The sequence below is a fragment of the Nesterenkonia sphaerica genome (assembly GCF_005771565.1).
GTDB classification, from domain to species: domain Bacteria; phylum Actinomycetota; class Actinomycetes; order Actinomycetales; family Micrococcaceae; genus Nesterenkonia; species Nesterenkonia sphaerica.
Genome location: NZ_VAWA01000004.1, coordinates 73,708 through 97,300 on the forward strand (window position 1 = coordinate 73,708; position 23,593 = coordinate 97,300).

At 67.0% G+C, this 23,593-nt stretch carries 19 protein-coding genes and 1 tRNA gene; all 20 read left to right on the forward strand.

Annotated elements, in window-relative coordinates; genetic code table 11:
* The first annotated feature begins 8 nt into the window (after positions 1 to 8).
* On the forward strand, positions 9 to 1,088 hold the full coding sequence (ribD, locus tag FEF27_RS04455) for a bifunctional diaminohydroxyphosphoribosylaminopyrimidine deaminase/5-amino-6-(5-phosphoribosylamino)uracil reductase RibD (protein ID WP_243729084.1): 1,080 nt from the start codon (positions 9 to 11) through the stop codon (positions 1,086 to 1,088).
* Positions 1,089 to 3,101 (forward strand): 3,4-dihydroxy-2-butanone-4-phosphate synthase, encoded by a 2,013-nt coding sequence (gene ribB, locus FEF27_RS13815; protein WP_138169655.1) that lies wholly within the window; start codon positions 1,089 to 1,091, stop codon positions 3,099 to 3,101.
* Positions 3,098 to 3,595, forward strand: a complete 498-nt coding sequence (gene ribH / locus FEF27_RS04465) for a 6,7-dimethyl-8-ribityllumazine synthase (RefSeq protein ID WP_138169656.1) — start codon at positions 3,098 to 3,100, stop codon at positions 3,593 to 3,595. Before ribB ends, ribH begins: the two co-directional genes overlap by 4 nt.
* A gap of 23 nt (positions 3,596 to 3,618) precedes the next feature.
* The gene (locus FEF27_RS04470; protein ID WP_138169657.1) at positions 3,619 to 3,882 is read left to right on the forward strand and encodes a phosphoribosyl-ATP diphosphatase; all 264 of its coding nucleotides are present in this window, start codon (positions 3,619 to 3,621) and stop codon (positions 3,880 to 3,882) included.
* A gap of 11 nt (positions 3,883 to 3,893) precedes the next feature.
* Positions 3,894 to 4,820 carry an ATP phosphoribosyltransferase gene (hisG, locus tag FEF27_RS04475; RefSeq protein WP_138169658.1) on the forward strand — a complete coding sequence of 309 codons (927 nt, stop codon included), beginning with the start codon at positions 3,894 to 3,896 and terminating at the stop codon, positions 4,818 to 4,820.
* 44 nt (positions 4,821 to 4,864) lie between these two features.
* Complete coding sequence (gene hisF, locus FEF27_RS04480; protein WP_138169659.1) at positions 4,865 to 5,629, forward strand: imidazole glycerol phosphate synthase subunit HisF; 765 nt, start codon at positions 4,865 to 4,867, stop codon at positions 5,627 to 5,629.
* Positions 5,630 to 5,642: 13 nt separating this feature from the next.
* Positions 5,643 to 5,966 carry a phosphoribosyl-AMP cyclohydrolase gene (gene hisI / locus FEF27_RS04485; protein ID WP_138169660.1) on the forward strand — a complete coding sequence of 108 codons (324 nt, stop codon included), beginning with the start codon at positions 5,643 to 5,645 and terminating at the stop codon, positions 5,964 to 5,966.
* Positions 5,966 to 7,609 carry an anthranilate synthase component I gene (trpE, locus tag FEF27_RS04490; RefSeq protein WP_138169661.1) on the forward strand — a complete coding sequence of 548 codons (1,644 nt, stop codon included), beginning with the start codon at positions 5,966 to 5,968 and terminating at the stop codon, positions 7,607 to 7,609. Before hisI ends, trpE begins: the two co-directional genes overlap by 1 nt.
* A 12-nt stretch (positions 7,610 to 7,621) precedes the next feature.
* Positions 7,622 to 8,206 (forward strand): Trp biosynthesis-associated membrane protein, encoded by a 585-nt coding sequence (locus FEF27_RS04495; protein WP_138169662.1) that lies wholly within the window; start codon positions 7,622 to 7,624, stop codon positions 8,204 to 8,206.
* Between the two features lie 82 nt (positions 8,207 to 8,288).
* Positions 8,289 to 8,699: an HGxxPAAW family protein gene (locus FEF27_RS04500; RefSeq protein WP_138169663.1), complete on the forward strand. Its 411-nt coding sequence runs from the start codon at positions 8,289 to 8,291 to the stop codon at positions 8,697 to 8,699.
* Positions 8,700 to 8,710: 11 nt separating this feature from the next.
* Positions 8,711 to 9,526, forward strand: a complete 816-nt coding sequence (trpC, locus tag FEF27_RS04505) for an indole-3-glycerol phosphate synthase TrpC (RefSeq protein WP_138169664.1) — start codon at positions 8,711 to 8,713, stop codon at positions 9,524 to 9,526.
* A gap of 56 nt (positions 9,527 to 9,582) precedes the next feature.
* Positions 9,583 to 10,791 (forward strand): tryptophan synthase subunit beta, encoded by a 1,209-nt coding sequence (gene trpB / locus FEF27_RS04510; RefSeq protein ID WP_208009681.1) that lies wholly within the window; start codon positions 9,583 to 9,585, stop codon positions 10,789 to 10,791.
* Entirely contained in the window at positions 10,788 to 11,579 is a 792-nt protein-coding gene (gene trpA, locus FEF27_RS04515; RefSeq protein ID WP_138169666.1) for a tryptophan synthase subunit alpha, read from the forward strand. Before trpB ends, trpA begins: the two co-directional genes overlap by 4 nt.
* Before the next feature lie 13 nt (positions 11,580 to 11,592).
* Positions 11,593 to 12,648: a prolipoprotein diacylglyceryl transferase gene (gene lgt / locus FEF27_RS04520; protein ID WP_138169667.1), complete on the forward strand. Its 1,056-nt coding sequence runs from the start codon at positions 11,593 to 11,595 to the stop codon at positions 12,646 to 12,648.
* 219 nt (positions 12,649 to 12,867) lie between these two features.
* On the forward strand, positions 12,868 to 17,469 hold the full coding sequence (gene gltB, locus FEF27_RS04525; protein WP_243729093.1) for a glutamate synthase large subunit: 4,602 nt from the start codon (positions 12,868 to 12,870) through the stop codon (positions 17,467 to 17,469).
* On the forward strand, positions 17,462 to 18,928 hold the full coding sequence (locus FEF27_RS04530; RefSeq protein ID WP_138169668.1) for a glutamate synthase subunit beta: 1,467 nt from the start codon (positions 17,462 to 17,464) through the stop codon (positions 18,926 to 18,928). Before gltB ends, FEF27_RS04530 begins: the two co-directional genes overlap by 8 nt.
* 100 nt (positions 18,929 to 19,028) lie before the next feature.
* Positions 19,029 to 20,561, forward strand: a complete 1,533-nt coding sequence (gene pyk / locus FEF27_RS04535; protein ID WP_138169669.1) for a pyruvate kinase — start codon at positions 19,029 to 19,031, stop codon at positions 20,559 to 20,561.
* A 100-nt stretch (positions 20,562 to 20,661) separates the two neighbouring features.
* Positions 20,662 to 20,744 (forward strand) — tRNA-Leu (locus FEF27_RS04540).
* A 41-nt stretch (positions 20,745 to 20,785) separates the two neighbouring features.
* The gene (locus FEF27_RS04545; protein WP_138169670.1) at positions 20,786 to 22,843 is read left to right on the forward strand and encodes a DEAD/DEAH box helicase; all 2,058 of its coding nucleotides are present in this window, start codon (positions 20,786 to 20,788) and stop codon (positions 22,841 to 22,843) included.
* Between the two features lie 127 nt (positions 22,844 to 22,970).
* Positions 22,971 to 23,585, forward strand: a complete 615-nt coding sequence (locus tag FEF27_RS04550) for an ANTAR domain-containing response regulator (RefSeq protein WP_138169671.1) — start codon at positions 22,971 to 22,973, stop codon at positions 23,583 to 23,585.
* The last annotated feature ends 8 nt before the right edge of the window (positions 23,586 to 23,593 follow it).

Consider the following 23,593-nt stretch of genomic DNA (forward strand, 5'->3'; position numbering starts at 1 on the left):
ACTGTCCATTGGGCACTGCCCACCCGCCCCGCAGCGGCGAGCTCATGAACGCCGCGCTCAGCGCCGCCACACTCGGACCGCGGGGAGCGAACCCGCTGGTCGGCTCCGTACTGGTCGATGAGCACGGCCATATCCTCGCCACCGGCCACCACCGGGGAGCAGGCACCCACCATGCCGAACGGGACTGCCTCATCGCCGCGCGAAAAGCCGGCATCACCGACTTCTCCTCCACCACGCTCTACACCACCCTGGAGCCCTGCACCCACTACGGACGCCAGCCGGCGTGCACCGACCTCATTCGCGAGGCCGGGGTCCGCACAGTGGTGACCGGTGCCCGCGACCCATCCCCCCACGGCGGCGGAGTCGAGGTGCTGCGCAGCAGCAGCATCGATGTGGTGGAGGGCGTGGGGAGCCAGCAGTGCGAGCAGCTCAACCACCGGTGGAATGCCGCAGCGCGGCAGAAGCGGATCTTCGTCACCGTGCACCTGGCCCAGAGCATCGATGCCCGGATCGCCGCCGCTGACGGCACCAGCCAATGGATCACCTCTGCGACCTCCCGGGAGCACACTCACCGGATCCGGCAGCGGGTCGACGCCATCCTGGTGGGCACCAACACCGTCGCCACCGACGATCCCCGGCTGACCGCGAGGGATGCCCAAGGGGACCTCACGGCTGACCAGCCGCTGCGGGCAGTGATGGGACTGCGCGACGTTCCTGAGGCCGCCCGGCTGCGCCAGCACCGCCCAGAGGGGCAAGGGTGGCTGCATCTTCGCACCCGTGACCCGCTCACCGCGCTGCAGCGCCTTGCCGAGACTCAGCACCGCGGACACCCGGTCAAGCACGTCCTGGTCGAAGGCGGCCAATCCGTGCTCTCAGCGTTCTTCGCCGCTGACCTGGTCGACGAAATCTTCCTCTACACCGCACCCCTGATCCTGGGCAGCGGACGGACCAGCCTGGGCGAGATAGGTGTGCGCACCCTGTCCGAGGCCCGGCGCTATGCACTCGACGCCGCCGACGGCGGCCCCATCACCGTGATGGACAACGACGTCTGCATCCATCTGCAGCCGGAGCCGAAAGGAGCCCACTGAATGTTCACCGGCATCATCACCGGCATCGGCCGCGTCATCGACCGGATTCCTGACCCAGCCAAAGGGGTGGAACGGCTGATCTTCTCCGCGCCAGGCCATGTGGAGGGCCTGACCCTCGGCGGCTCCATCGCCGTCAACGGGGTGTGCGTCTCCGCAGTGGAAATCACCGGCGAGACGCTCACCGCTGAGCTGATCCCCGAGACCCTGCAGCGCACCACCTTCGGCGATCTCCACACCGGTGACCAGGTGAACCTGGAGCGCTGCCTGCCCTCAGGCGCCCGGTTGGACGGCCACGTGGTCCAAGGCCACGTCGACGGCATCGGCGTCCTGGTCCAACGGGACCCCAGCGACGGCCGCCACCGCTTCACGCTGCCGCCGGCGTTGGCGGAGTTCGTCGCGGAGAAGGGATCGATCGCGATCGACGGAGTCTCCCTGACTGTCACGTCCGCCAGCACCGCTGGCCCCCACCCGGGGCAGGACCCCGAAGGGCAGGCACCGTGGTTCGAGGTCGGGCTGATCCCCGCCACCCTGAAGGAGACCACCCTCGGGGCCAAAGAAGTGGGCAGCCGCGTCAATCTGGAGGTGGACGTGCTGGCCAAATACGTCCGCCGGATGCTCACCTTCACCGGTCACTCAGCGAGTCAGGCCCACGCACCGGCCGGTGCGCCGGCGCTGCCCACGGTGCCCCAGCCCGCCACCCCCGCGCCGCTGCTGGACCCCATCGAGGTCGCCCTGAACCACCTCGCCGCCGGACGGCCGGTGGTCGTGGTCGACGACGCCGACCGGGAGAACGAGGGGGACATCATCTTCCCCGCAGCCGCCGCGACAGCTGAGCTGATGGGCTTCACGATCCGACACAGTTCAGGTGTCATCTGCGTGCCGATGACCGCCGAGCGCGCACGGCACCTTGACCTGCCGCCGATGGTCAGCTCCAACGAGGACCCCAAGGGGACCGCCTACACCGTCAGCTGCGATGCCAAAGCAGCCGAGTCCACCGGCATCAGCGCTCACGACCGCGCCGCGACCGCCACCGTGCTGGCCAGTGCGGAGACCGGCCCGGAGGACCTCACCCGCCCGGGGCATATGTTCCCGCTCATCGCAGACCCACGGGGGGTCCTCGGCCGCGACGGACACACCGAGGCCGCCGTGGACCTCTGCCGTCTCGCCGGACAGTCAGAAGTGGCAGTCATCGCTGAACTGGTCCACGACGACGGTTCCATGATGCGCCTGCCAGCCCTGCGGGAGTTCTCCGACGCCCACGAACTAGCCCTGATCAGCATTGCTGACCTCATCGAATACCGGGGCGGCACCCCGCGGCCCGATGCGGTGCGCGAGGCCTACCTCACCTCCTGGGAAGCGCCCAAGGAGGAGGCCTCCCGCCTGGTCAGCGGTGGGCCAGTGGTGACTCTGCCCACCGATTTCGGCGTCTTCAACGCACAGGTCTGGACCGAACACGCCACCGGTCACGAGCATCTGCTGCTGGCGGCCCAGGACCCGGACCCGGAGCAGCCCCTGGTGCGCCTGCACTCCGAATGTGTCACCGGGGATGTCATCCACTCCCACCGCTGCGACTGCGGCACCCAGCTGGCCTCCGCGCTGGACACCGTCCACGAACTCGGCGGATACCTGCTCTATCTGCGCGGGCACGAGGGCCGGGGAATCGGTCTGGCCAACAAGCTGCGGGCCTATCAGCTGCAGGAACAGGGCGCGGACACCGTGGAAGCCAATGAGATGCTCGGCCTGGCCGCGGAGCTGCGCGACTTCACCGGCGCCGCAGCCATCCTCCACGCCGCCGGGGTGAGCAGCCTGCGGCTGCTGACCAATAACCCAGCAAAGGTGCAGGCGCTGGCCGCCACCGGTCTGCATGTCACCCAAGTGCCCAGCAACGGGGTCGTCCGGCCGGACAATGAACGGTACCTGCGCACCAAACGCGACAAGATGGCACATATGCTCGACCACCTGGCGTTGAATGAGCAGAACGAGAGCACCCAGCAGACAGAGGAGACCCCATGAGCGGAGCCGGAGCCCTGAGTATCGACCCCGAGGAGCTGGCCACCCTGCGTCAGACGGCCCCGGAGCTGCGTGTGGCCGTGGTGGCGTCCCGCTGGCACAGCCGCATTATGGGTGGGCTGACAGGAGGGGCTGAGAGGTTCTTCGACGACGTCGGGATCAACGCTGCCCGGGTCACCCGGCTGGCTGCCCCGGGCAGCTTCGAACTGCCGGTGCTCGCCGCCGGGGCCGCACATCACCACGATGCCGTCGTGGCACTAGGGGTGGTGATACGCGGCGGCACCCCCCATTTCGACTACGTCTGCTCTGCGGCCACCGACGGGTTGGTCAAAGTCACCGTCGAGACCCGGACCCCAGTCGGCTTCGGCCTGCTGACCTGCGATGATGAGCAGCAGGCGATCGACCGGGCCGGTCTGGAAGGCTCCCGCGAGGACAAAGGGTATGAGGCAGCTCACGCCGCAGTGGCCGCCGCCGTCCAGCTGCGCACTCTCGGCTGAACGCTCAGAGTAAGCTGGGAGCAATGAAAACCTTTGACGAGCTCTTCACCGAACTGTCCCGCAAGGCCCAGGAACGCCCGGAGGGCTCCGGCACCGTTGCCGCGCTGGATGCGGGAGTCCACCAGATTGGGAAGAAGATCGTGGAGGAGGCCGCCGAAGTGTGGATGGCCGCGGAGTACGAATCGGTGGATGCCGCCTCCGAGGAGATCTCCCAGCTGCTCTACCATCTGCAGGTGATGATGCTCGCCAAGGGAATCAGCCCCCAAGACGTCTACCGCTACCTGTGAAAGAGGCCCCCATGTCTGAGCTCCCCGCTGCGCCCACCACCGGACCGGGGCCGCAGGAGGGACACAAGCTGCGTGTCGCAGTGCCCAATAAGGGCGCACTGTCAGAGGCAGCGATGGCCATGCTCACCGAGGCCGGATACCTGCAGCGCCGCGACCGCAAAGAGCTGGTCATGGTGGATGAGGAAAACGGCATCGAGTTCTTCTACCTGCGTCCCCGCGACGTCGCAGTCTATGTGGGTTCCGGGATCCTGCACGTGGGCATCACCGGCCGGGACCTGTTCCAGGACGCCCGGGTGGAGACCGGTGCCCAAGAGATCATGGGCCTGGGCTTCGGCCGGTCCACGTTCCGGCTGGCCGGGCCGCAGGGGCAGTTCAGCCAGGCTGCGGACCTTGCCGGCAAACGGGTGGCGACCTCCTACGATGCGCTGCTCAGCCACTGGTTCACCACCGAACAGATCCCGGGTGTTGAAGTGGTCCACCTCGACGGCGCGGTGGAATCCGCGGTCCGTCTCGGTGTGGCAGACGCCATCGCTGACGTGGTCGAGACCGGCAACACGCTCAAAGCCGCTGGCATGGAGACGTTCGGTGACCCGGTGATGGTCTCCGAGGCGATCCTGATCTCCGGCAGGGGTGCAGAACAGGACGACGACACCGCCATCCAGCGCGACACCGATCGACTGATCCGGCGTCTGCAGGGCGTGCTGGTGGCCCGCCAGTACGTGATGATGGACTACGACATCCGCAGAGCGGACCTCGAGGCCGCGACCGCCATCACCCCTGGACTGGAGTCACCCACCATCTCCCCGCTGGCTGACCCGGATTGGGTCGCAGTGCGGTCCATGGTCCCGGCCAAGCGCACCAATCAGCTGATGGACCGGCTCTACGAACTGGGCGCCCGGGCTATCCTGGTCACCACAATTCACGCCTGTCGCGTCTGACGGCACGGCGGCACGGCACCAGAGGTGAAGGAAGGAACAGCGCCATGTCTTTGGCTGTACGGGTGATCCCCTGCCTGGACGTCGACGCCGGGCGGGTGGTCAAGGGCGTTAACTTTGAACAGCTCCGCGATGCCGGCGATCCGGTGGAGCTGGCCCACCGGTACAACCTGGCAGGGTGTGACGAGCTGACCTTCTTGGACGTCACCGCCTCCTCCGCAGCCCGGGAGACCACCTACGACGTCGTCACTCACACCGCCGAGGAAGTGTTCATCCCGCTGACCGTCGGAGGTGGGGTGCGCAGTGTCGAGGATGTGGACCGGCTGCTGAAATCCGGGGCCGACAAGGTCTCGATCAATACCGCCGCGGTGGCGCGGCCGGCCGTGATCAACGAAATCGTGGCCCAGTTCGGAAGCCAGGTGCTGGTGCTCTCGGCCGATGTCCGCCGCAGTCTGGCCACCGAGTCGGGATTCGAAGTCACCACCCACGGCGGCCGCCAGGGCACCGGCCTCGACGCCCTGGAGTGGATCGCCGAAGCCTCCGAACGCGGCGTCGGCGAGATCCTGCTCAACAGCATTGACGCCGATGGCACTCAGGAAGGATTCGACTTAGAGATGATCGCCGCCGCGCGGGCGGTGACATGGGTGCCGCTGATCGCCTCTGGGGGTGCAGGGAAGCCCGAGCACTTCCCCGCCGCGATCGACGCCGGGGCTGACGCGGTGCTGGCGGCCAGCATGTTCCACTTCGGCCCGGTGGACATGATCGCCCGGGTGAAGGAGACGCTGCGCCAGGCCGGTCACAGCGTCCGATGAAGGAGACACTGCGATGACAACGCTGCAGGACGTGAACTACAACGCCGACGGACTGGTCCCCGCCATCGCCCAGGACGCCCAGACCGGCTCGGTGCTCATGCTGGCGTGGATGAACGCCGAGGCACTTGAAGCCACCCTGCGGACCCGGCGAGGGACCTATTGGTCACGGTCGCGGCAGCAGCTGTGGACGAAGGGGGAGACCTCCGGCAATGTCCAGCACGTGGCCTCGGTCTCCCTGGACTGCGACGGCGACACTGTGCTGCTGGCGGTCGCCCAGACCGGCCCGGCCTGCCACACCGGCACCGCCACCTGCTTCACCGGAAGAGAGATCGGCTAATGCACGCACTCGGTGCCGTGGCCCCGGCCAAGGACAAATTCCTCGCACTCGCCGAGGGACATCGGGTGGTTCCGGTGACCATGAAGCTGCTCGCTGACGCGCACACCCCGCTGAGCATCTATCGTGCACTGGCCGCTGATGCCCACGGCGCCGGACAGCCCGGGACCTTCCTCATGGAGTCAGCCGCCCCCGGGGCCGCCTGGTCGCGATACAGCTTCATCGGGGTGCGCTCGCTGGCGACCCTGACGGAGGTCGACGGCGAAGCCCACTGGTTGGGCACACCGCCTGCGGGGGCCCCGGCACACGGCAATGCCGCTGAGGTGCTGCGGGACACGCTGGACTTTCTGGGCAGCCGGGCCTTCGCGGAGGAGCTGCCGCATCTGAGCAGCGGCCTGGTCGGGTATGTCGGGTGGGACGTGGTCCGGCACTGGGAGCGCCTCCCGCACCCGCCTGGTGGGGGGCTGGGACTGCCGGATATGGCCATGAATCTGGTCTCCGACCTGGCTGTGCACGACAACCGTGACGGCACCATCACCCTGATCGCCAATGCCATCAACACTGACGGCCGGGCCTCCGGAGCCGACCGGGCCTACGACGACGCCGTCGCACGGTTGGCAGCGATGAGAGAACGGCTGGCCCAGCCTGTGGAACCTGGTCTGGCGGCCGCTGAGCCGGACTGGGCCCAGGCGGTGGAGGCCGACCTGGAGCACCGGGTGGAGCACAGCTGGGATCAGGACGAATACCTGGCCACCCTGGGCAAGGCCAAGCAGGCCATCATCGACGGTGAAGTCTTCCAGATCGTGGTCTCCCGCCGGTTCGAGGTGGCCACCGATGTTGATGCGCTGGCGGTCTACCGGATGCTCCGGCTGCTCAACCCCAGCCCCTACATGTACCTGATGCACTTCAGCACCCCAGAGGGTGAGCCGTATCAAGTGGTCGGCGCCTCCCCGGAGGCGCTGGTCACCGTCGACGCCCAGCGCAACGTGGTCTCCCACCCCATTGCCGGCACCCGACCCCGTGGCCACACCCCTGCGGAGGACAAGGCCCTGGCCACAGACCTGCTCGCGGACCAGAAGGAGCGCGCCGAGCACATCATGCTGGTCGACCTTGCGCGCAATGACCTCGCCAAAGTCTGTGTGCCCGGTTCGGTGGACGTGACAAAGTTCATGGCGGTGGAGCACTTCAGCCACGTGATGCACCTGACCTCGCACGTCCAAGGGAAGGTCGCGGCGTCGTTCTCCCCGTATGATGTGCTGGCCGCCACTTTTCCCGCAGGTACCCTCTCCGGCGCGCCCAAACCCCGGGCGCTGCAGCTTCTGGATGCCTGGGAGCCGACCCGCAGAGGCGTCTACGGGGGAGTGGTGGGATATTTTGACCTCTCCGGTCGGATGGACGCAGCCATCGCCATCCGCACCGCAGTGCTGACCGGAGGGCGAGCCTACGTGCAGTCCGGCGGTGGGATCGTGGCGGATTCCGATGACGAGGCCGAGCGGCTGGAGACTGTGAGCAAGGCCGCCGCCCCGCTGCGGGCGGTGCTTGCCGCCGGGCGCCTTGTGCCCGTCGGCGGCACCGCAGAAGCCGCTGACATCACGTCCTCCGGCGCAGCGGGAGACAACCGACTGCCAAGAACCCCGACTGAATAGGTGACACCACTGATGGGCCATCTCGCCTACATCTTCCAACGGCGCAACACCATCCTCATCATCCAAGTGGGATCGGTGCTGCTGCTGATCTCCACTGCCCTGACCTGGGTGACCGCCACCGGGCTGCCCGAGACTGCCGCCGCTGACGAACTCGGACTCCTGGGCGGAGAGATGTCTCCCACGGTGCGGGCGATGGGCTTGGTAGGTGTGGCCGGGGGAGTGGCAGCAACTATCGCGCGCAAATGGGTCCGCGGTCTGATCGGCGCAGTGCTGCTGGGTGCTGCCGTCATCTCGCTGATCGGAGCGGGACTGACCCTGCTTGAGCCGGCCGCCACTGCAGCCCCGGCGCTGGCGGAGTACACCGGCACCACCGACCCCGCCGCGGCCTACACCCCGGGCTTCGCCGTATGGCTGGCCATTCTCGGTGCCATCATGCTGCTGGTCAGCTCTCTGGCGCTGCTGCTGTTCTCGCCGGGCTGGAGCGACGAAAGAACCGCCAAGAAGTACTCACGCGGCCGCGCCGGTGCAGAGAACCCCGACGAGATTGACCTCTGGGACGACCTCTCCGACGGTGATGACCCCACTGCGCGCCGCTGAGCCCAACCAGGACGAGAACGACCTCGGCTGATCTGGCAGAATGGGTGAGAAGGTTTTCGACATCGTGTAGAGGAGCAGGTCAATGGCTGTCAGCCAGGTGAGCGTACAGGAAAAGACGCCGGTCCGGGACGTGGAGCAGGAACCCACCGCGGCCGACGAGTTCATCCACCACGACCACATCGGCCACGGGTCCACCCCTGCCGCATGGGCACTGTCCGGCACAGTGGTGCTGGCCAGCGTCATCGCCGGTGTGGGGTTCATCGGACTGGCCTGGTCGGATGCCTGGTGGATCGCCATCGCCATCGGCGCTGCGCTGATTCCGGTCGCGCTGATCCTGGGCCTGGTGCTGAAGAAGGCCGGCTACGGGGTGGAGATGGACTCGGCAGCGGTGCTGCGCCAGGGACGCGACCCCCGCGAGCACGCAGGTCCCGCCGTGCCGGACAACACCCAAGGCGGGGCGGCCAAACGCCAGCCCGACGCCAGCACCAGCTGAAGCCGCACTGCATGACCACAGTGCTCGACTCCATCATCGACGGGGTCCGTGAAGATCTTGCCGCGCGCCAGGAGCAGGTCCCGCTGGCCACCATCCGGCAGCAGGCCGCCACCCAGCCCCCGGCGCTCGATGCCCTCCAGGCGCTGCAGACTGGCCGCACCGACACAGCCGGAGTGCGGATCATCGCGGAGGTCAAGCGCTCCTCCCCGTCCAAAGGTGCGCTTGCCCAGATCGCCGACCCGGGGGCACTGGCTGCCGCCTACCAGGCTGGAGGGGCAAGTGTCATCTCGGTGCTCACCGAGCCCCGCCGGTTCGGCGGCTCCCTGGACGACTTGGCCGCCGTCCGCGCGGCCGTGGACATCCCCGTGCTGCGCAAAGACTTCATGGTGGAGGAGTACCAGTTTCACGAGGCACGTGCCTACGGTGCCGACCTGGTGCTGCTGATCGTGGCCGCACTGGATGACGCTCAGCTGCGTGACTTCCTCGCCCTGACCCACGACCTGGGGATGAACGCGCTGGTGGAGGCCCACACCGAAGAGGAGATCGAACGTGCCGTGGCGGTGGGTGCCCGGATCGTCGGGGTCAACGTGCGCAACCTGAAGACATTGGACGTCGACGTCAATCACTACTCAGCAATGGCCCGCCACCTGCCGCCGGAACTTGTACAGGTGGCCGAATCCGGGGTGACTGGACCGGACCAGGTGTTGGACTACGCTCGCCAAGGCGCCGATGCGGTGCTGGTGGGCGAGGCGCTGGTCAAGCACGGCAACCCCACAGAAGCCGTCCGGAGCTTCCGGGCGGCCAGCCTGGCCAAGGAGGCACAGTGACCACTCAATACCGTGACGCATCGGGGCCCTATTTCGGTGACTACGGGGGCCGGTGGATGCCGGAATCCCTGGTGGCGGCGCTGGACGAGGTCGCCGAGACCTTCACCGCAGCCAAAGCCGACCCCGCATTCACCCAGGAGTACTTCCGGCTCTGCCGCGAATACACCGGCCGGCCGTCCCTGCTGACCGAAGCGAAGCGCTTCGCTGCTGAAGCCGGGCAGGCACGGATCTTCCTCAAGCGCGAGGACCTCAACCACACCGGCAGTCACAAGATCAACAATGTGCTGGGCCAGGCCCTGATCGCACGCCGGCTGGGCAAGACCCGGCTCATCGCCGAGACCGGCGCCGGCCAGCACGGGGTGGCCACTGCCACCGCGGCCGCGCTGTTCGGCATGGAGTGCGTGGTCTATATGGGGGCGGCCGACACCCAGCGCCAGGCGCTCAACGTGGCCCGGATGCAGCTGCTCGGGGCCCAGGTGGTCCCTGTCGATCACGGAGCGCAGACGCTCAAAGACGCCATCAACGAGGCCCTACGCGACTGGGTCGCCAGTGTGGAGACCACCCACTATGTCCTGGGCACCGTGGCCGGCCCTCATCCCTTCCCGGAAATGGTCCGCTGGTTCCACCAGGTCATCGGCGAAGAGGCTCGCGAACAGGTTCTCACCCAGACCGGACAGCTGCCCGATGCGGTGGCCGCCTGCGTCGGCGGAGGATCCAACGCCATCGGCATCTTCCACGGATTCCTGGACGACCCCACCGTGGCGCTTTACGGCTTCGAGGCCGGAGGCGAGGGAGTGGAGACCGGCCGTCACGCCTCAGCAATCACGCTGGGCCGCTCCGGAGTCCTCCACGGGGCCAGAAGCTACCTGATGCAGGACGAGGACGGCCAAACCGTGGACAGCCATTCCATCTCCGCCGGGCTCGACTATCCCTCCGTGGGCCCCCAGCACGCCTACCTCAGCGATCAGGGCCGGGTGACCTACCAGCCGGTGACCGATGCGGAGTGCATGTCGGCCTTCGAATCGCTGTGCAGAACAGAAGGAATCATTCCGGCCATCGAATCCGCCCACGCCCTGGCCGGGGCCGCACGCCTCTCCGCCGAATGGGGCAGTGACGGTGCCGAGAAGGTGATCATCGTCAACCTCTCCGGACGCGGGGACAAAGACGTGGCCACCGCCGCCCGGTGGTTCGACCTCCTCCCAGAGCAGGACGTCGAGGACCAGTCGGAGGAGTCAGCGGCCCCCAACACAGGAGTCCAAGCATGACAGCCCCCACCCAGTCCAAGAGCGCGGCGGCCATCGACGCCGCGGCCGCAACAGGACGCGCCGCGTTCATTGGGTACCTGCCCGCGGGCTACCCGGACAAAGAGACGTGCATCCAGGCAGCCATCGCGCTCATCGAAGGCGGTGCCGACATTCTCGAAGTCGGCATCCCCTACTCGGATCCGGTGATGGACGGCCCCGTCATCCAGCAGGCCACCACAGAGGTCCTCGCCCGCGGATTCCGCATCAGCGAGGTCTTCGACATCGTCCGGGCCGTGACAGAGGCCACCGGTGCCGCAGTGCTGGTGATGACGTACTACAACATCATTGACCGCATGGGCGCCGAAGAGTTCGCCCGCCGGCTCGCCGAGGCAGGCGGAGCTGGGGCCATCACCCCGGACCTGATCCCCGACGAGGCAGCCGACTGGATCGCCGCGACAGATAAGTACGGGCTGGACCGGGTCTTCCTCTCCGCGCCGACCTCCTCACCGGAACGCGCAGAGCTGGTGGCGCGGTCCTCCCGAGGCTTCGTCTACGGTGTGTCCATTATGGGCGTCACCGGTGCGCGCGAATCAGTCTCCGCAGTCGCCGAAGAGGTGGTGGCCGCCTCCAAGTCTGCCGGGGCACCACGGGTCTGCGTCGGCCTCGGGGTCTCCTCGCGCTCCCATGTGGAAGAGATCGGCAGCTACGCAGACGGCGTGATCGTCGGCACCGCACTGGTGGCGGCGCTGCGCGACGGCGGAGCAGAGGCTGTCGGGCAGCTGGCTCGCGAGCTCTCGGGCAACTCCTGATACGGTGCCACCTATGCTGCTGAACGCCCTGCCTCCTGCTGCCCAGACCCTCGCCGGGTTCCCCCCACCGCCGCTGCGCGGCATTGACCTGCCCGGACCGTTCTTCGTGGCCTTCTACACCCTGGCCATCATGACCGGCATTGTCCTGGCTGTAGTGGTGGCCACCCGCCTGTGGAAGTCCCGCGGGGGCCACAGCGACGACATCTTCTCCGCGATGCTCTGGGCGGTGTTGATCGGCATCCTGGGCGCCCGCCTGTATCACGTGGTCAGCTCACCGGATGCCTACTTCGGGCCCGACGGCGACCTCACCAGGATCCCGCAGCTGTGGCAGGGCGGACTGTCCATCATCGGAGCGGTGATGGCCGGCGCGCTGGCGGTGTGGATCTTCTGCCGCCGCAACGGAATCAAGTTCGGCGCCTTCGCCGACGCGATCGTGCCCGGAGTCATTCTGGCCCAGGCCATCGGTCGCTGGGGCAACTGGTTCAACCAGGAGCTCTTCGGCCGCGCCACCGACCTCCCCTGGGGTCTGCGCATTGACACCGACCAGCAGCACCAGGGACTCACCGGCAGCCTCCCCGCCTACGCCGCCGAGGGGGGACTGTTCCACCCCACCTTCCTGTACGAATCCCTGTGGAATCTGCTGGGCTTCGTCGCGCTGGTCTTCCTGTTCAAACGCTTCCAGTTCCGCCAGGGCCTGATCGCCTGGACCTATGTGGCCTACTACGCACTGGGCCGGTTCTGGATCGAATCGATGCGCATCGACGAGGTGAACAAGTCCACCCAGTACCCGCTGCGCGATGTCATCGGGTTGGACTGGAGACTGAACCAGATCATCGCGTTCGTGATCTTCGTGGCCGCCGCCGCCATTCTGGTGCGGCTGTTCCTCACCCGCCCACGGACGCTGGCCGAGCAGGCTGAGCACGCCGAGATCTACACCCCGGACTCCACGCAGCGCAGCGGCGAGCCCGCCCTGGAGCCGGCGGGCGCCGATCCGGAGGCTGCCGGAACTGAAGCCGAACCGCCCGCGGAGCAGCGGCCGCCCGGCACCGGTCCACGGAGTGAACATTGAGCTGGCAGACTTGCGCCGGCTTCACCGCAGGCGCAAGATAGAACACCGGCACTCGAACGCCGAGTGCGCGCGAGCACCTGCAGTGATGACCCCCCACGTGATGCAGGTGCCCCCGCAGTGCCCACCCACGGCGCTGAATCAGGCCTGACGACGCTGTCACGCACCCGAAGCGAAACGCCCCCTGAAGCCGCCGCTCCCTTGAGGAAGGAATACACGCCTGTGAGCCCGAACAAGGTGATCTCCCCTTACGAGCGCTACGCCGCCTTCCCCGCAAAGGCTGGGCTCTACGATCCCGCCAAAGAGCACGAGAACTGCGGTATGGCCGCTATCGCCACCCTGCGGGGTGAGCCCGGCCACGACATTGTCGACTACGCGCTCCACGCGCTGCGCTGCGTCGAACACCGCGGCGCCACCGGCGGAGACGTCGGCACCGGGGACGGTGCAGGCATCATCACGCAGATCCCGGACGAATTCTTCCGCGCCGTGGTGGACATTGAGCTGCCCGCCGCAGGCGAATACGCCGCCGGCACCGCGTTCCTGCCGCAGGATGAGGCCGAGCGTGAAGACATCATCGCCAGCTTCGAGGAGATGGCCGAAGTCCAGGGACTCACCGTCTTGGGCTGGCGCGACGTGCCGGTCGACGACTCCATGATCGGCAGCCTCTCCCGGGACGCCATGCCCTTCTTCAAGCAGGCCTTCCTCACCATGGCCGATGAGGACTCCCTGGAGTATCAGGAATCCGCCCCAGGCACCCTGGACCAGCGGGCTTGGCGGCTGCGGAAGCGGGCTCAGGTCCGGCTGGGCGTGTACTTCGCCTCCCTGTCCTCCCGCACCATCACCTATAAGGGCATGCTGACCACCGCCCAGCTGGAGCCCTTCTATCCCGATCTCTCCGATGAGCGCTATAAGTCCACACTGGGCATTGTGCACTCCCGGTTCTCCACCAACACCTTCCCCTCCTGGCCCCTGGCGCAGCCGCTGCGATACCTGGCGCACAACGGCGAGATCAACACTGTCGAGGGCAACCGCAACTGGATGCGCGCCCGGCAGGCCACCATGTTCGGGCCCGTGTTGGGCGATGACCCCGAGTACCTCTTCCCCATCTGCACCCCCGGGGCGTCCGACTCCACCAGCTTCGACGAGGCAGCGGAGCTGCTCATGCTCTCGGGGCGCCCGCTGTCGATGGCGATGCGCATGATGATCCCCGAGGCGTGGGAGAACCACGAGTCGATGGACCCGGACCTGCGGGCCTTCTACGAGTATCACTCCACGCTCATGGAGCCGTGGGACGGCCCCGCCGCCATTGCCTTCACCGATGGCGACCAGCTGGGTGCGGTGCTGGACCGCAACGGGCTCCGGCCGGCCCGCTGGTGGGTGACCGAGGAAGGACTGGTGGTGCTCTCCTCGGAGGTGGGTGTGGCACAGCTGGAACCCTCCACTGTGGTGCGCAAAGGCCGCGTCGCCCCAGGGATGATGTTCCTCGCCGACACCAAAGCCGGACGCATCATCGAGGATGAGGAGATCAAAGCAGACTTCGCCTCCAAGCAGCCCTGGCGCGAATGGGTCGAGGACAACCGCGTCACCCTCGAGGACCTGCCGGAGCGGCTGCACGTGAAGCACCCGGCCGGTTCAGTCCGCCTGCGTCAGCAGACCTTCGGCTACACCCACGAAGAGCTGCGAATTCTCATCGGCCCCATGGCCGCCACGGGCGCTGAGCCGCTGGGCGCAATGGGAACCGACACACCCATCGCGGTGCTGGCTGAACGGCAGCGGCTGCTGTTCGACTACTTCGTCCAGACCTTCGCCCAGGTCACCAACCCGCCGCTGGACGCGATCCGGGAAGAGCTGGTCACGTCACTGTCCCGCCACGTCGGAGCCGAAGGCAATCTCCTGGACACCGGCCAGGTGAAGTCCAAACAGATCAAGCTGGACTTCCCGGTGCTGACCAACGATCAGCTGGCGCGCATCGCCAACCACCGCAAGGCCGATGGCAGCAAAGCGGCGCTGCGCATCCGGGGGCTCTTCCGCGTAGGGTCCACCGAGGAGGAGTTCCGCCAGCGGATCCGAACCCTGTGCGAGCAGGTTTCGGCCGCCGTCAACCGCGGGGTCAGCTACATTGTGATCTCCGACCGGGACTCCAATGCGCAGTGGGCACCGATCCCCTCCCTGCTGCTGGTCTCCGCCATCCACCACCACCTGCTGAAATCGGCCAACCGCACCAAAGCCTCACTGTTGGTCGAGGCCGGGGATGTGCGCGAAGTCCACCACGTAGCCTGCCTGATCGGCTATGGAGCCTCAGCAGTCAACCCATACCTGGCCATCGAGACCGCCGAGGACATGGTCCGCCGCGGTGACATCTCCACAGTCACCGAGGACCAAGCGGTGAGCAACCTCATCAAGGCTCTGGGCAAAGGTCTGCTGAAGATCATGTCCAAGATGGGCATCTCCACGGTGAGCTCCTACTGCGGCGCCCAGACTTTCGAAGCCGTGGGGCTGGCCCAGAATGTGGTGGACCAGTTCTTCTCCGGCACTGACTCGCTGATGGGCGGCGTCGGACTGGATGTGCTGGCACGGGAAGCTATGGAGCGCCACGCCAAGGCCTACCCGCCCTCCGGGAACGGGCTCGGCCGGGGCGAGGAGCTGGAGGTCGGCGGAGAATACCAGTGGCGGCGTGAGGGCCCGCCGCACCTGTTCAACCCGGAGACGGTGTTCAAGCTCCAGCACGCCTCCCGGACCCGCCGCTATGACATCTTCAAGCAGTACACCAAAGCGATCGATGACCAGTCCAAGGCGCTGATGACCCTGCGCGGTCTCTTCACGTTCGAAAGCCGCCGGCCCTCGGTGCCGATCAGCGAGGTCGAACCGGTCTCAGAGATCGTCAAACGGTTCCAAACCGGTGCGATGAGCTACGGGTCGATCTCACAGGAGGCCCACGAGACTCTCGCGATTGCCATGAACCGTATCGGAGGCCGCTCCAACACCGGCGAGGGCGGCGAGCACCCGCAGCGGCTGATCGACCCCGAACGGCGCAGCGCCATCAAACAGATCGCCTCCGGCCGCTTCGGCGTGACCAGTCAGTACCTCACCCATGCCGACGATCTGCAGATCAAGATGGCACAGGGAGCCAAGCCCGGTGAGGGCGGCCAGCTCATGGGCAAGAAGGTCTATCCCTGGGTGGCCGAGACACGGCACTCGACCCCGGGAGTGTCGCTGGTCTCCCCGCCGCCGCATCACGACATCTACTCCATCGAAGACCTCAAGCAACTCATCTACGATCTCAAGCGCGCCAACACCGGAGCCCGGGTGCACGTGAAGCTGGTCTCCCTGCACGGGGTGGGCACTGTGGCGGCCGGAGTGGCCAAGGCCTCAGCCGACGTCGTGCTCATCTCCGGACACGACGGCGGCACCGGTGCCTCACCGTTGAATTCCCTGAAGCACGCCGGGACCCCCTGGGAGCTGGGACTGGCTGAGGCGCAGCAGACGCTGATGCTCAACGGGCTGCGCGAACGCATCACCGTCCAGGTCGACGGTCAGCTCAAGACCGGACGCGACGTGGTCATCGCTGCCCTGCTCGGGGCCGAGGAATACGGGTTCGCCACCAGCGCGCTGGTCGTCTCCGGCTGCATTCTGATGCGCGTCTGCCACCTGGACACCTGCCCGGTGGGTGTGGCCACCCAAAACCCCACGCTGCGCGAACGCTACACCGGCAAAGCGGACCACGTGGTCAACTTCTTCGAGTTCGTTGCCCAAGAAGTCCGCGAATACCTCGCCGAGCTCGGCTTCCGCAGTCTGGATGAGGCGATCGGACACGTTGACTCGCTGAACATCGAGGACGCCAAGCGCCACTGGAAGACCGACGGCCTTGACCTGGGCCGGGTGCTCACCGGCTGGGATCCGGAGGACCCCCAGGTGGCCAGTCAGCTGCGCCGGACCACCACCCAGATCCACGAACTGGAGAAGCACTTCGACGTGGACCTCATTGAACAGGCCCAGCCCGCCATCCACCACGGCGAACCGGTGCAGATCCAGCGCAGTGTGGTCAACACAGACCGCGCAGTGGGCACCATGCTCGGCCACGAGGTCACCAAGGCGCGCGGACTCTCCACCATGGAGAACAACACCATCGACATCACCCTCACCGGGCAGGCCGGACAGTCCCTCGGGGCGTTCCTGCCCCACGGAATCACCATCCGGCTCTCCGGGGACGCGAACGACTACGTCGGCAAGGGCCTCTCCGGGGGTCGCGTGATCGTCGCCCCGGAGCCGGAGGCTCCCTTCGAAGCGTCCGAAAACGTCATCGCCGGCAATGTGATTGGTTACGGCGCCACTGCCGGAGAGCTCTTCCTCTGCGGTCAGGTGGGCGAGCGGTTCCTGGTGCGCAACTCCGGCGCCACCGCCGTGGCCGAGGGCGTGGGCGACCACGGGTGTGAGTACATGACCGGCGGTCAGGCCCTCATCTTGGGCTCGGTGGGCCGCAACTTCGGTGCCGGCATGTCCGGCGGCACCGCGTTCGTGCTGGACTTCGATCAGACCCAGCTGAACACCCAGGCGGCCACCAATGGCGAACTGCTGCTGCTGAGCCCCGACGAGGAGGACCGGCAGATTATTCTGGACCTGCTGCGCCGTCACTTCGAGGAGACCGGCTCAGCTCTGGCCGAGCGGCTGCTGGAAGACCCCCACGCGGTCCTGGAGCGCATCACCAAGATCCTTCCGCGTGACTTTGACCGGGTGCTCACCGCGCGCAGCGCAGCCCTCGACGAGGGACTGGACCCCGACGGCGACGCCGCATGGCAGAAAATCTTGGAGGTGACCAATGGCTGATCCGCGTGGGTTTCTGAAGCACCGCGAACGCCAAGACAGACCATCCCGCCCGGTCCCGGTGCGCATCATGGACTTCAAAGAGGTCAAGGAGCGGCAGGACCGCGGGGTCACACAGACCCAGGCGGGACGATGCATGGACTGCGGCATCCCGTTCTGCCACACCGGGTGCCCGCTGGGGAACCTCATTCCCGAGTGGAACGACCTGGTCTGGCGGGACCAGTGGGACGAGGCGTACAACCGGCTCCATATGACCAACAACTTCCCGGAGTTCACCGGGCGGATCTGCCCGGCGCCCTGTGAGACCTCCTGCGTGCTGGGCATCAACCAACCGGCAGTGACCATCAAGCAGTCTGAAGTGGAGATCGCCGACGAGGCCTTGGAGCGGGGCTACGTGGAGCCGGTGCCGCCGAACCGGCTGACCGGCAAGACCGTGGCCGTGGTCGGCTCCGGCCCGGCCGGACTGGCCGCAGCCCAGCAGCTGACCCGCGCCGGGCACACCGTGGCAGTCTATGAGCGCGACGACCGGCTCGGCGGTCTGCTGCGCTACGGCATCCCGGACTTCAAAATGGAAAAGCACCTGGTGGACTTCCGCATTACGCAGATGGAGGCGGAAGGCACTCGCTTTTACCCCTCCACGGAGATCGGCTCGGACATCACCTGGGACAGCCTGCGCAACTCCTACGACGCCGTCATCGTCGGCACCGGAGCCATGGTCCCCCGGGACCTGCGGATCCCGGGCCGGGGACTGAGCGGCATTCACTTCGCCATGGACTACCTCGTGCAGTCCAACCGTGCGGTGGCCGGAGATGACGTGCCGGATCAGATCCACGCCAAGGACAAACATGTGGTGATCCTCGGCGGTGGGGACACCGGCGCCGACTGCATCGGTACCGCCCACAGGCATCAGGCGAAGTCTGTGACCACACTGGCCATCGGCAAGGAGCTGCCCCGGCAGCGGCCCGAGCATGAGCCGTGGCCCATGGACCCCCGGGTCTTCGAGGTCTCCAGCGCCCATGAGGAGGGCGGTGAGGTCAAGTGGCTGGCCTCCACCGTGGAGTTCCTAGGTGACGAGCACGGCAATGTCCGCGCCCTGCGCGGGGCCGAGACCCAGTACAACAGCGACGGCACCCGCACCCCCAAACCTGGCACCGAGTGGGAGATACCCGCAGACCTGGTGCTGTTGGCGCTGGGATTCACCGGCGCGGAACCGGAGACACTCACCGACCAGTTGGGGATGGAGTTCGCACCCAGCGGGACGGTGCAGCGGGCCGAGGATTACCAGACCAATGTCGAGGGCATCTACACCGTCGGCGACGCTGGCCGGGGTGCGTCCCTGGTGGTCTGGGCCATTGCCGAGGGCCGAGCCGCCGCCGCGAAGGTCGACGAATACCTCGAGGGCACCACCCGGCTGCCGGCACCAGTGTCCCCGAGCGACCGAGCCATCACGCTGGCGCCCTGACACGCCGCCTGGCCCGCCCGGCGGCCATTCTGCGATAGGCTCACAGTCACATCCGGCCCAATGTCGTGCCATTTTCCGTACCGACCACCAGAGGTGAGGCATGAGACACGCGAAGATTGTTGCCACATTCGGCCCAGCCACCGCCGGCTATGAGAGGACGCGAGAGCTGATTGAGGCCGGCGTGGACGTGGTGAGAGTCAATATGAGCCACGGCGAGTACGCCGTCCACGAAGAGACCTACCACACTGTCCGCGAAGTGGCCCAGGATCTCCGCCAGGCGGTGGCCATCTTCGCCGATCTGCAGGGGCCGAAGATTCGGCTCGGCCGCTTCGCCGCCGGACCGCACCAGCTGGAGGCCGGACAGCGCTTCACCATCACCACCCGCCAGGTCGAGGGCACCGCCGAGCTGTGCTCGACCACGCTGGAGACTCTTCCGCAGGACGTCAGCGTCGGGGACACCCTGCTGATCGACGACGGCAAGATCAGCCTGCGCGCCGTCGAAGTCGGCGAAACCGACGTCGTCACCGAAGTGGTGGTCCCCGGACAGGTCTCCAACAACAAAGGCATCAACCTGCCCGGAGTCGCTGTCTCAGTGCCGGCCCTGAGCCAGAAGGATGAGGACGATCTGCGCTGGGCGCTGCGCACCGGCTTCGACATGATCGCGCTGTCCTTCGTCCGTGACGCCGCAGACATCGAAGCGGTGCACCGGATCATGGATGAGGAGGGACGGCGGGTCCCGATCATCGCCAAGATCGAGAAGCCCCAAGCAGTGGCGGCCCTGCAGGACGTCATCGACGCCTTCGACGCCGTCATGGTCGCCCGCGGCGACCTCGGCGTAGAGCTTCCCCTGGAGGAGGTGCCGCTGGTGCAGAAGCGCGCCGTGGAGCTCGCCCGGCGCTGGGCCAAACCGGTGATTGTGGCCACCCAGGTGCTGGAGTCGATGATCGACAACCCCCGGCCCACCCGGGCGGAGGCCTCCGACTGCGCCAACGCGGTGCTCGACGGCGCTGATGCGGTGATGCTCTCCGGGGAGACGTCGGTGGGCAAGTACCCGGTCCAGACGGTGAAGACCATGGCCTCCATCATTCAGGCCACGGAGGTCAAGGGACTGGAGCGGATCCCCCAGCTGGGCACGAAGCCGCGCACCCGCGGCGGTGCCATCACCCGCGCGGCCAATGAGATCGCCGAACAGCTGGAGGTGCCGTACCTGGCGACCTTCACCCGTTCCGGCGACTCCGCACGCCGGCTCTCACGGCTGCGTCCGAAGCAGCCGATCTTCGCCTTCACCCATGTGGAGCACACCCACAACACCATGTGCCTGTCCTGGGGCGTCCAGCCCCGGTGGGTGGAATTCGCCTCCCATACGGACAGGATGACCGGCCAGGTGGAGAAGCTCCTGCTGGAGGAGGGGGTGGCCGTCCCGGGCGATCTGGTGGTGATTGCTGCCGGCTCACCTCCCGGACAGGCCGGCACCACCAATATGGTCAAAGTCCACCGCATCGGCGATCTGCCCGATGGTGGGCTCAGCGTGGAGGCACTGCGGCGCGGCGAGGTTCCGGCCACAAGGGAGCCGATCCGCCCATGGCCTTCGGCCAGCGCCTCCAGCGCCGCCTCGGCACACAGCGCTATCTGAGCACTGCCGGTGCGCGTGGCGCCGAGCATCGGTGCTGCGCGTTCCCGGATGCGGGGGCAAATTCTCTTCAGGCCCTCCGGCAGGTATTGTTAACGGGCTTGCCCGCGTGGCGGAATGGTAGACGCACCGCACTCAAAATGCGGCGATCGAAAGATCGTGTGAGTTCGAGTCTCACCGCGGGCACTGACACCACCCTGTAGCAACCGACCACCGTGCGGGGGACCATGAGCTCGGCAGCAGCCGAACTTGCTGATGACGCCTTCATCATCAGCCGCGAACAGCACCAAGAGACCCTGCGCATCGAAGCTGTCGTCGCCGCCGCTGCGGCCGGGAAGTGGTACGAACGGGTCATCCTCGAACGGCACCACCACACCGTGCGAGCCAGCTGCACCTGCGATGAGCCCCACACTGCAGACGGCGCTGAATGCGTGCACGCGCAGGCCGCGCTGATCGCCTCCGGACTGGTACTTCCCCCACTGGGGCCCGGCCACCGGCGGGCCACCGCCCCGCCACAGGTACAGATCGGCACCTCCACCACCAGCGGCGACTGGTTCGACCTGCACATCACCGTCACCATCGAAGATGAAGAGGTCGACTTCGAAGCCCTGTTCGCCGCGCTGGTGCGCCAGGACCCCATGTTCGTGCTGCCCTCCGGGACCTGGTTCCCCCTGGATTCTCCTGAGCTGGACCAGCTGCGCAGCATCATCGACGAAGCGCGCAGCCTCAACGATCCGCGCGCGCCGCTGCGGGTCCACCGATACCAGATCGACCTCTGGGAGGAACTGGGCCAGGTGGGGCTGGTCTCCGCCCAGCAGCACCGCTGGTGGGAAGCCCTCCGGAAGCTCACCCAGGAGGACCGGATCGACCCGCTGCCGGCCCCGGCGGGGCTGCGTGCGCAGATGCGGCCCTATCAGCACGCGGGCTACAGCTGGCTGAGTTTCCTCCATGACCATGGGCTCGGCGGCATCCTCGCCGATGACATGGGCCTGGGCAAGACGCTGCAGACCCTGGCCATGATTCAGAGAGTTCACGAATGCAATCCCGCAGCAGCACCATTTCTGATCGTCGCTCCCACTTCGGTGATGAACAACTGGGCAAGGGAGGCCGCAGAGTTCACCCCGGATCTGCAGGTCTGCGTGGTCAGCGCCACCGAGCAGCGCCGCGGACACAGCCTCGCTGAGGTGAGCGCCGGGGCTGACCTGGTGGTGGTCTCCTACGCACTGTTCCGGCTCGAATTCGATTCCTATGACACCCTCCAGTGGTCCGGGCTGGTGCTCGACGAGGCTCAAATGATCAAGAATCACACCTCTCGCGGGTACCGGGCCGCCCGTGATCTGCGCACCCCTTTCAAACTCGTGGTGACCGGCACCCCGATGGAGAACAACCTCCACGAGCTGTGGGCCCTGACGTCGATCGCCTGCCCAGGTCTGCTGGGCGGCCGCAGGGAGTTCGGCCGCACCTTCCGTGATCCCATCGAGAAGAATCACGACACCGCCCGACTGGCCCGGCTGCGCAATCGGCTGCGGCCGTTCCTGCTGCGCCGCAGAAAAGAGCGTGTCGCGGCAGAGCTCCCCGCCAAGCAGGAGCAGGTCCTTGAGCTTGAGCTCGACAGCGAACATCGCCGGCTCTACGACCGCAGGCTCCAGCGGGAACGGCAGAAGGTCCTGGGGCTGGTGGAGAACTTCACCGTCAACAGGTTCGAGATCTTCCGGTCCTTGACGCTGCTGCGCCAGCTGGCCCTGGACCCGGAGCTGGTGGGGGAGGGGACGGCACCCTCGGCCAAACTCGACACGCTGGCTGCCCTGCTGCGCGAAGCCGTGACTGACGGCCACCAGGTGCTGGTGATCAGCCAGTTCACCCGCTTCCTGGGCAAAGCACAGAAGGCGGCGGCGTCGTCGGGGATCCCCACCGCGTATCTGGACGGTTCCACCACCGACCGTGCCGCGGCGGTCGAGCAGTTCCGGTCCGGTGCGGCGCCGGTGTTCTTCGTCTCCATGAAGGCCGGAGGGTTCGGCCTGAACCTGGTGGAGGCGGACTACGTGATCCTCCTGGACCCCTGGTGGAACCCTGCGGCGGAGGAGCAGGCCATCGACCGGGCACACCGCATTGGGCGGACGCGGACCGTGCTTGTCTACCGCCTGGTCTCTCAGGACACCATCGAGGCCAAGGTGATGGCACTGAAGGCATCCAAGGCTGAGCTCTTCACCCGGGTCCTCGACGACGCCGGCGCAGCAGACCCCGGGGCAGTGACTGCCGAGGACATCCGTGCGCTGATCAGCTAGGCCTCTGATGAGCAGTCTCCGATGAGCTAGGTGCGCGGCGAGGAGGGCGGTAGGATCGGGTCGAATACCATCATCACGCAGGGCTCAGCGGGGCCGCTGCAACTCGCGACGAAGATCGAGGAGATCTGTGACTGAGCAGGAGGAAGCCTCAACCCAGGAGGCGGCAGCGGAGGGCAAGCGCCGGGTCTTGGTCGCTGAAGACGAGACGCTGATCCGGTTAGACATCGTCGAAATCCTCACTGGCGCCGGCTACCACGTGGTGGGAGAAGCCGAGAACGGCGAAAAGGCGGTGGACCTGGCGCGCGAGCACACCCCGGACCTGGTGGTCATGGATGTGAAGATGCCGGTCATGGACGGGCTCACCGCAGCGAAAATCATCGCCGAGGAGAAAATTGCCCCAGTGGTGATGCTCACCGCCTTCTCGCAGCGTGACCTGGTCGAATCCGCCCGGGAGGCCGGGGCCATGGCCTATGTGGTGAAGCCCTTCAGTGAGAGCGACCTCATTCCGGCCATCGAGGTGGCCGCTGCGCGGTTTGATGAGCTGCGCGCCCTGGAGAGCGAGGTTTCCTCCCTGGCGGAGAAGTTTGAGACTCGCAAACTGGTGGACCGGGCCAAGTCGCTGCTGATTTCGAAGATGTCACTGAGCGAGGCCGATGCCTTCCGGTGGATCCAGAAGACTTCCATGGACCGGCGCCTCACCATGCGTGAAGTGGCGGAAACCGTGGTTGACCAGATGGGCTGACGCCTCTC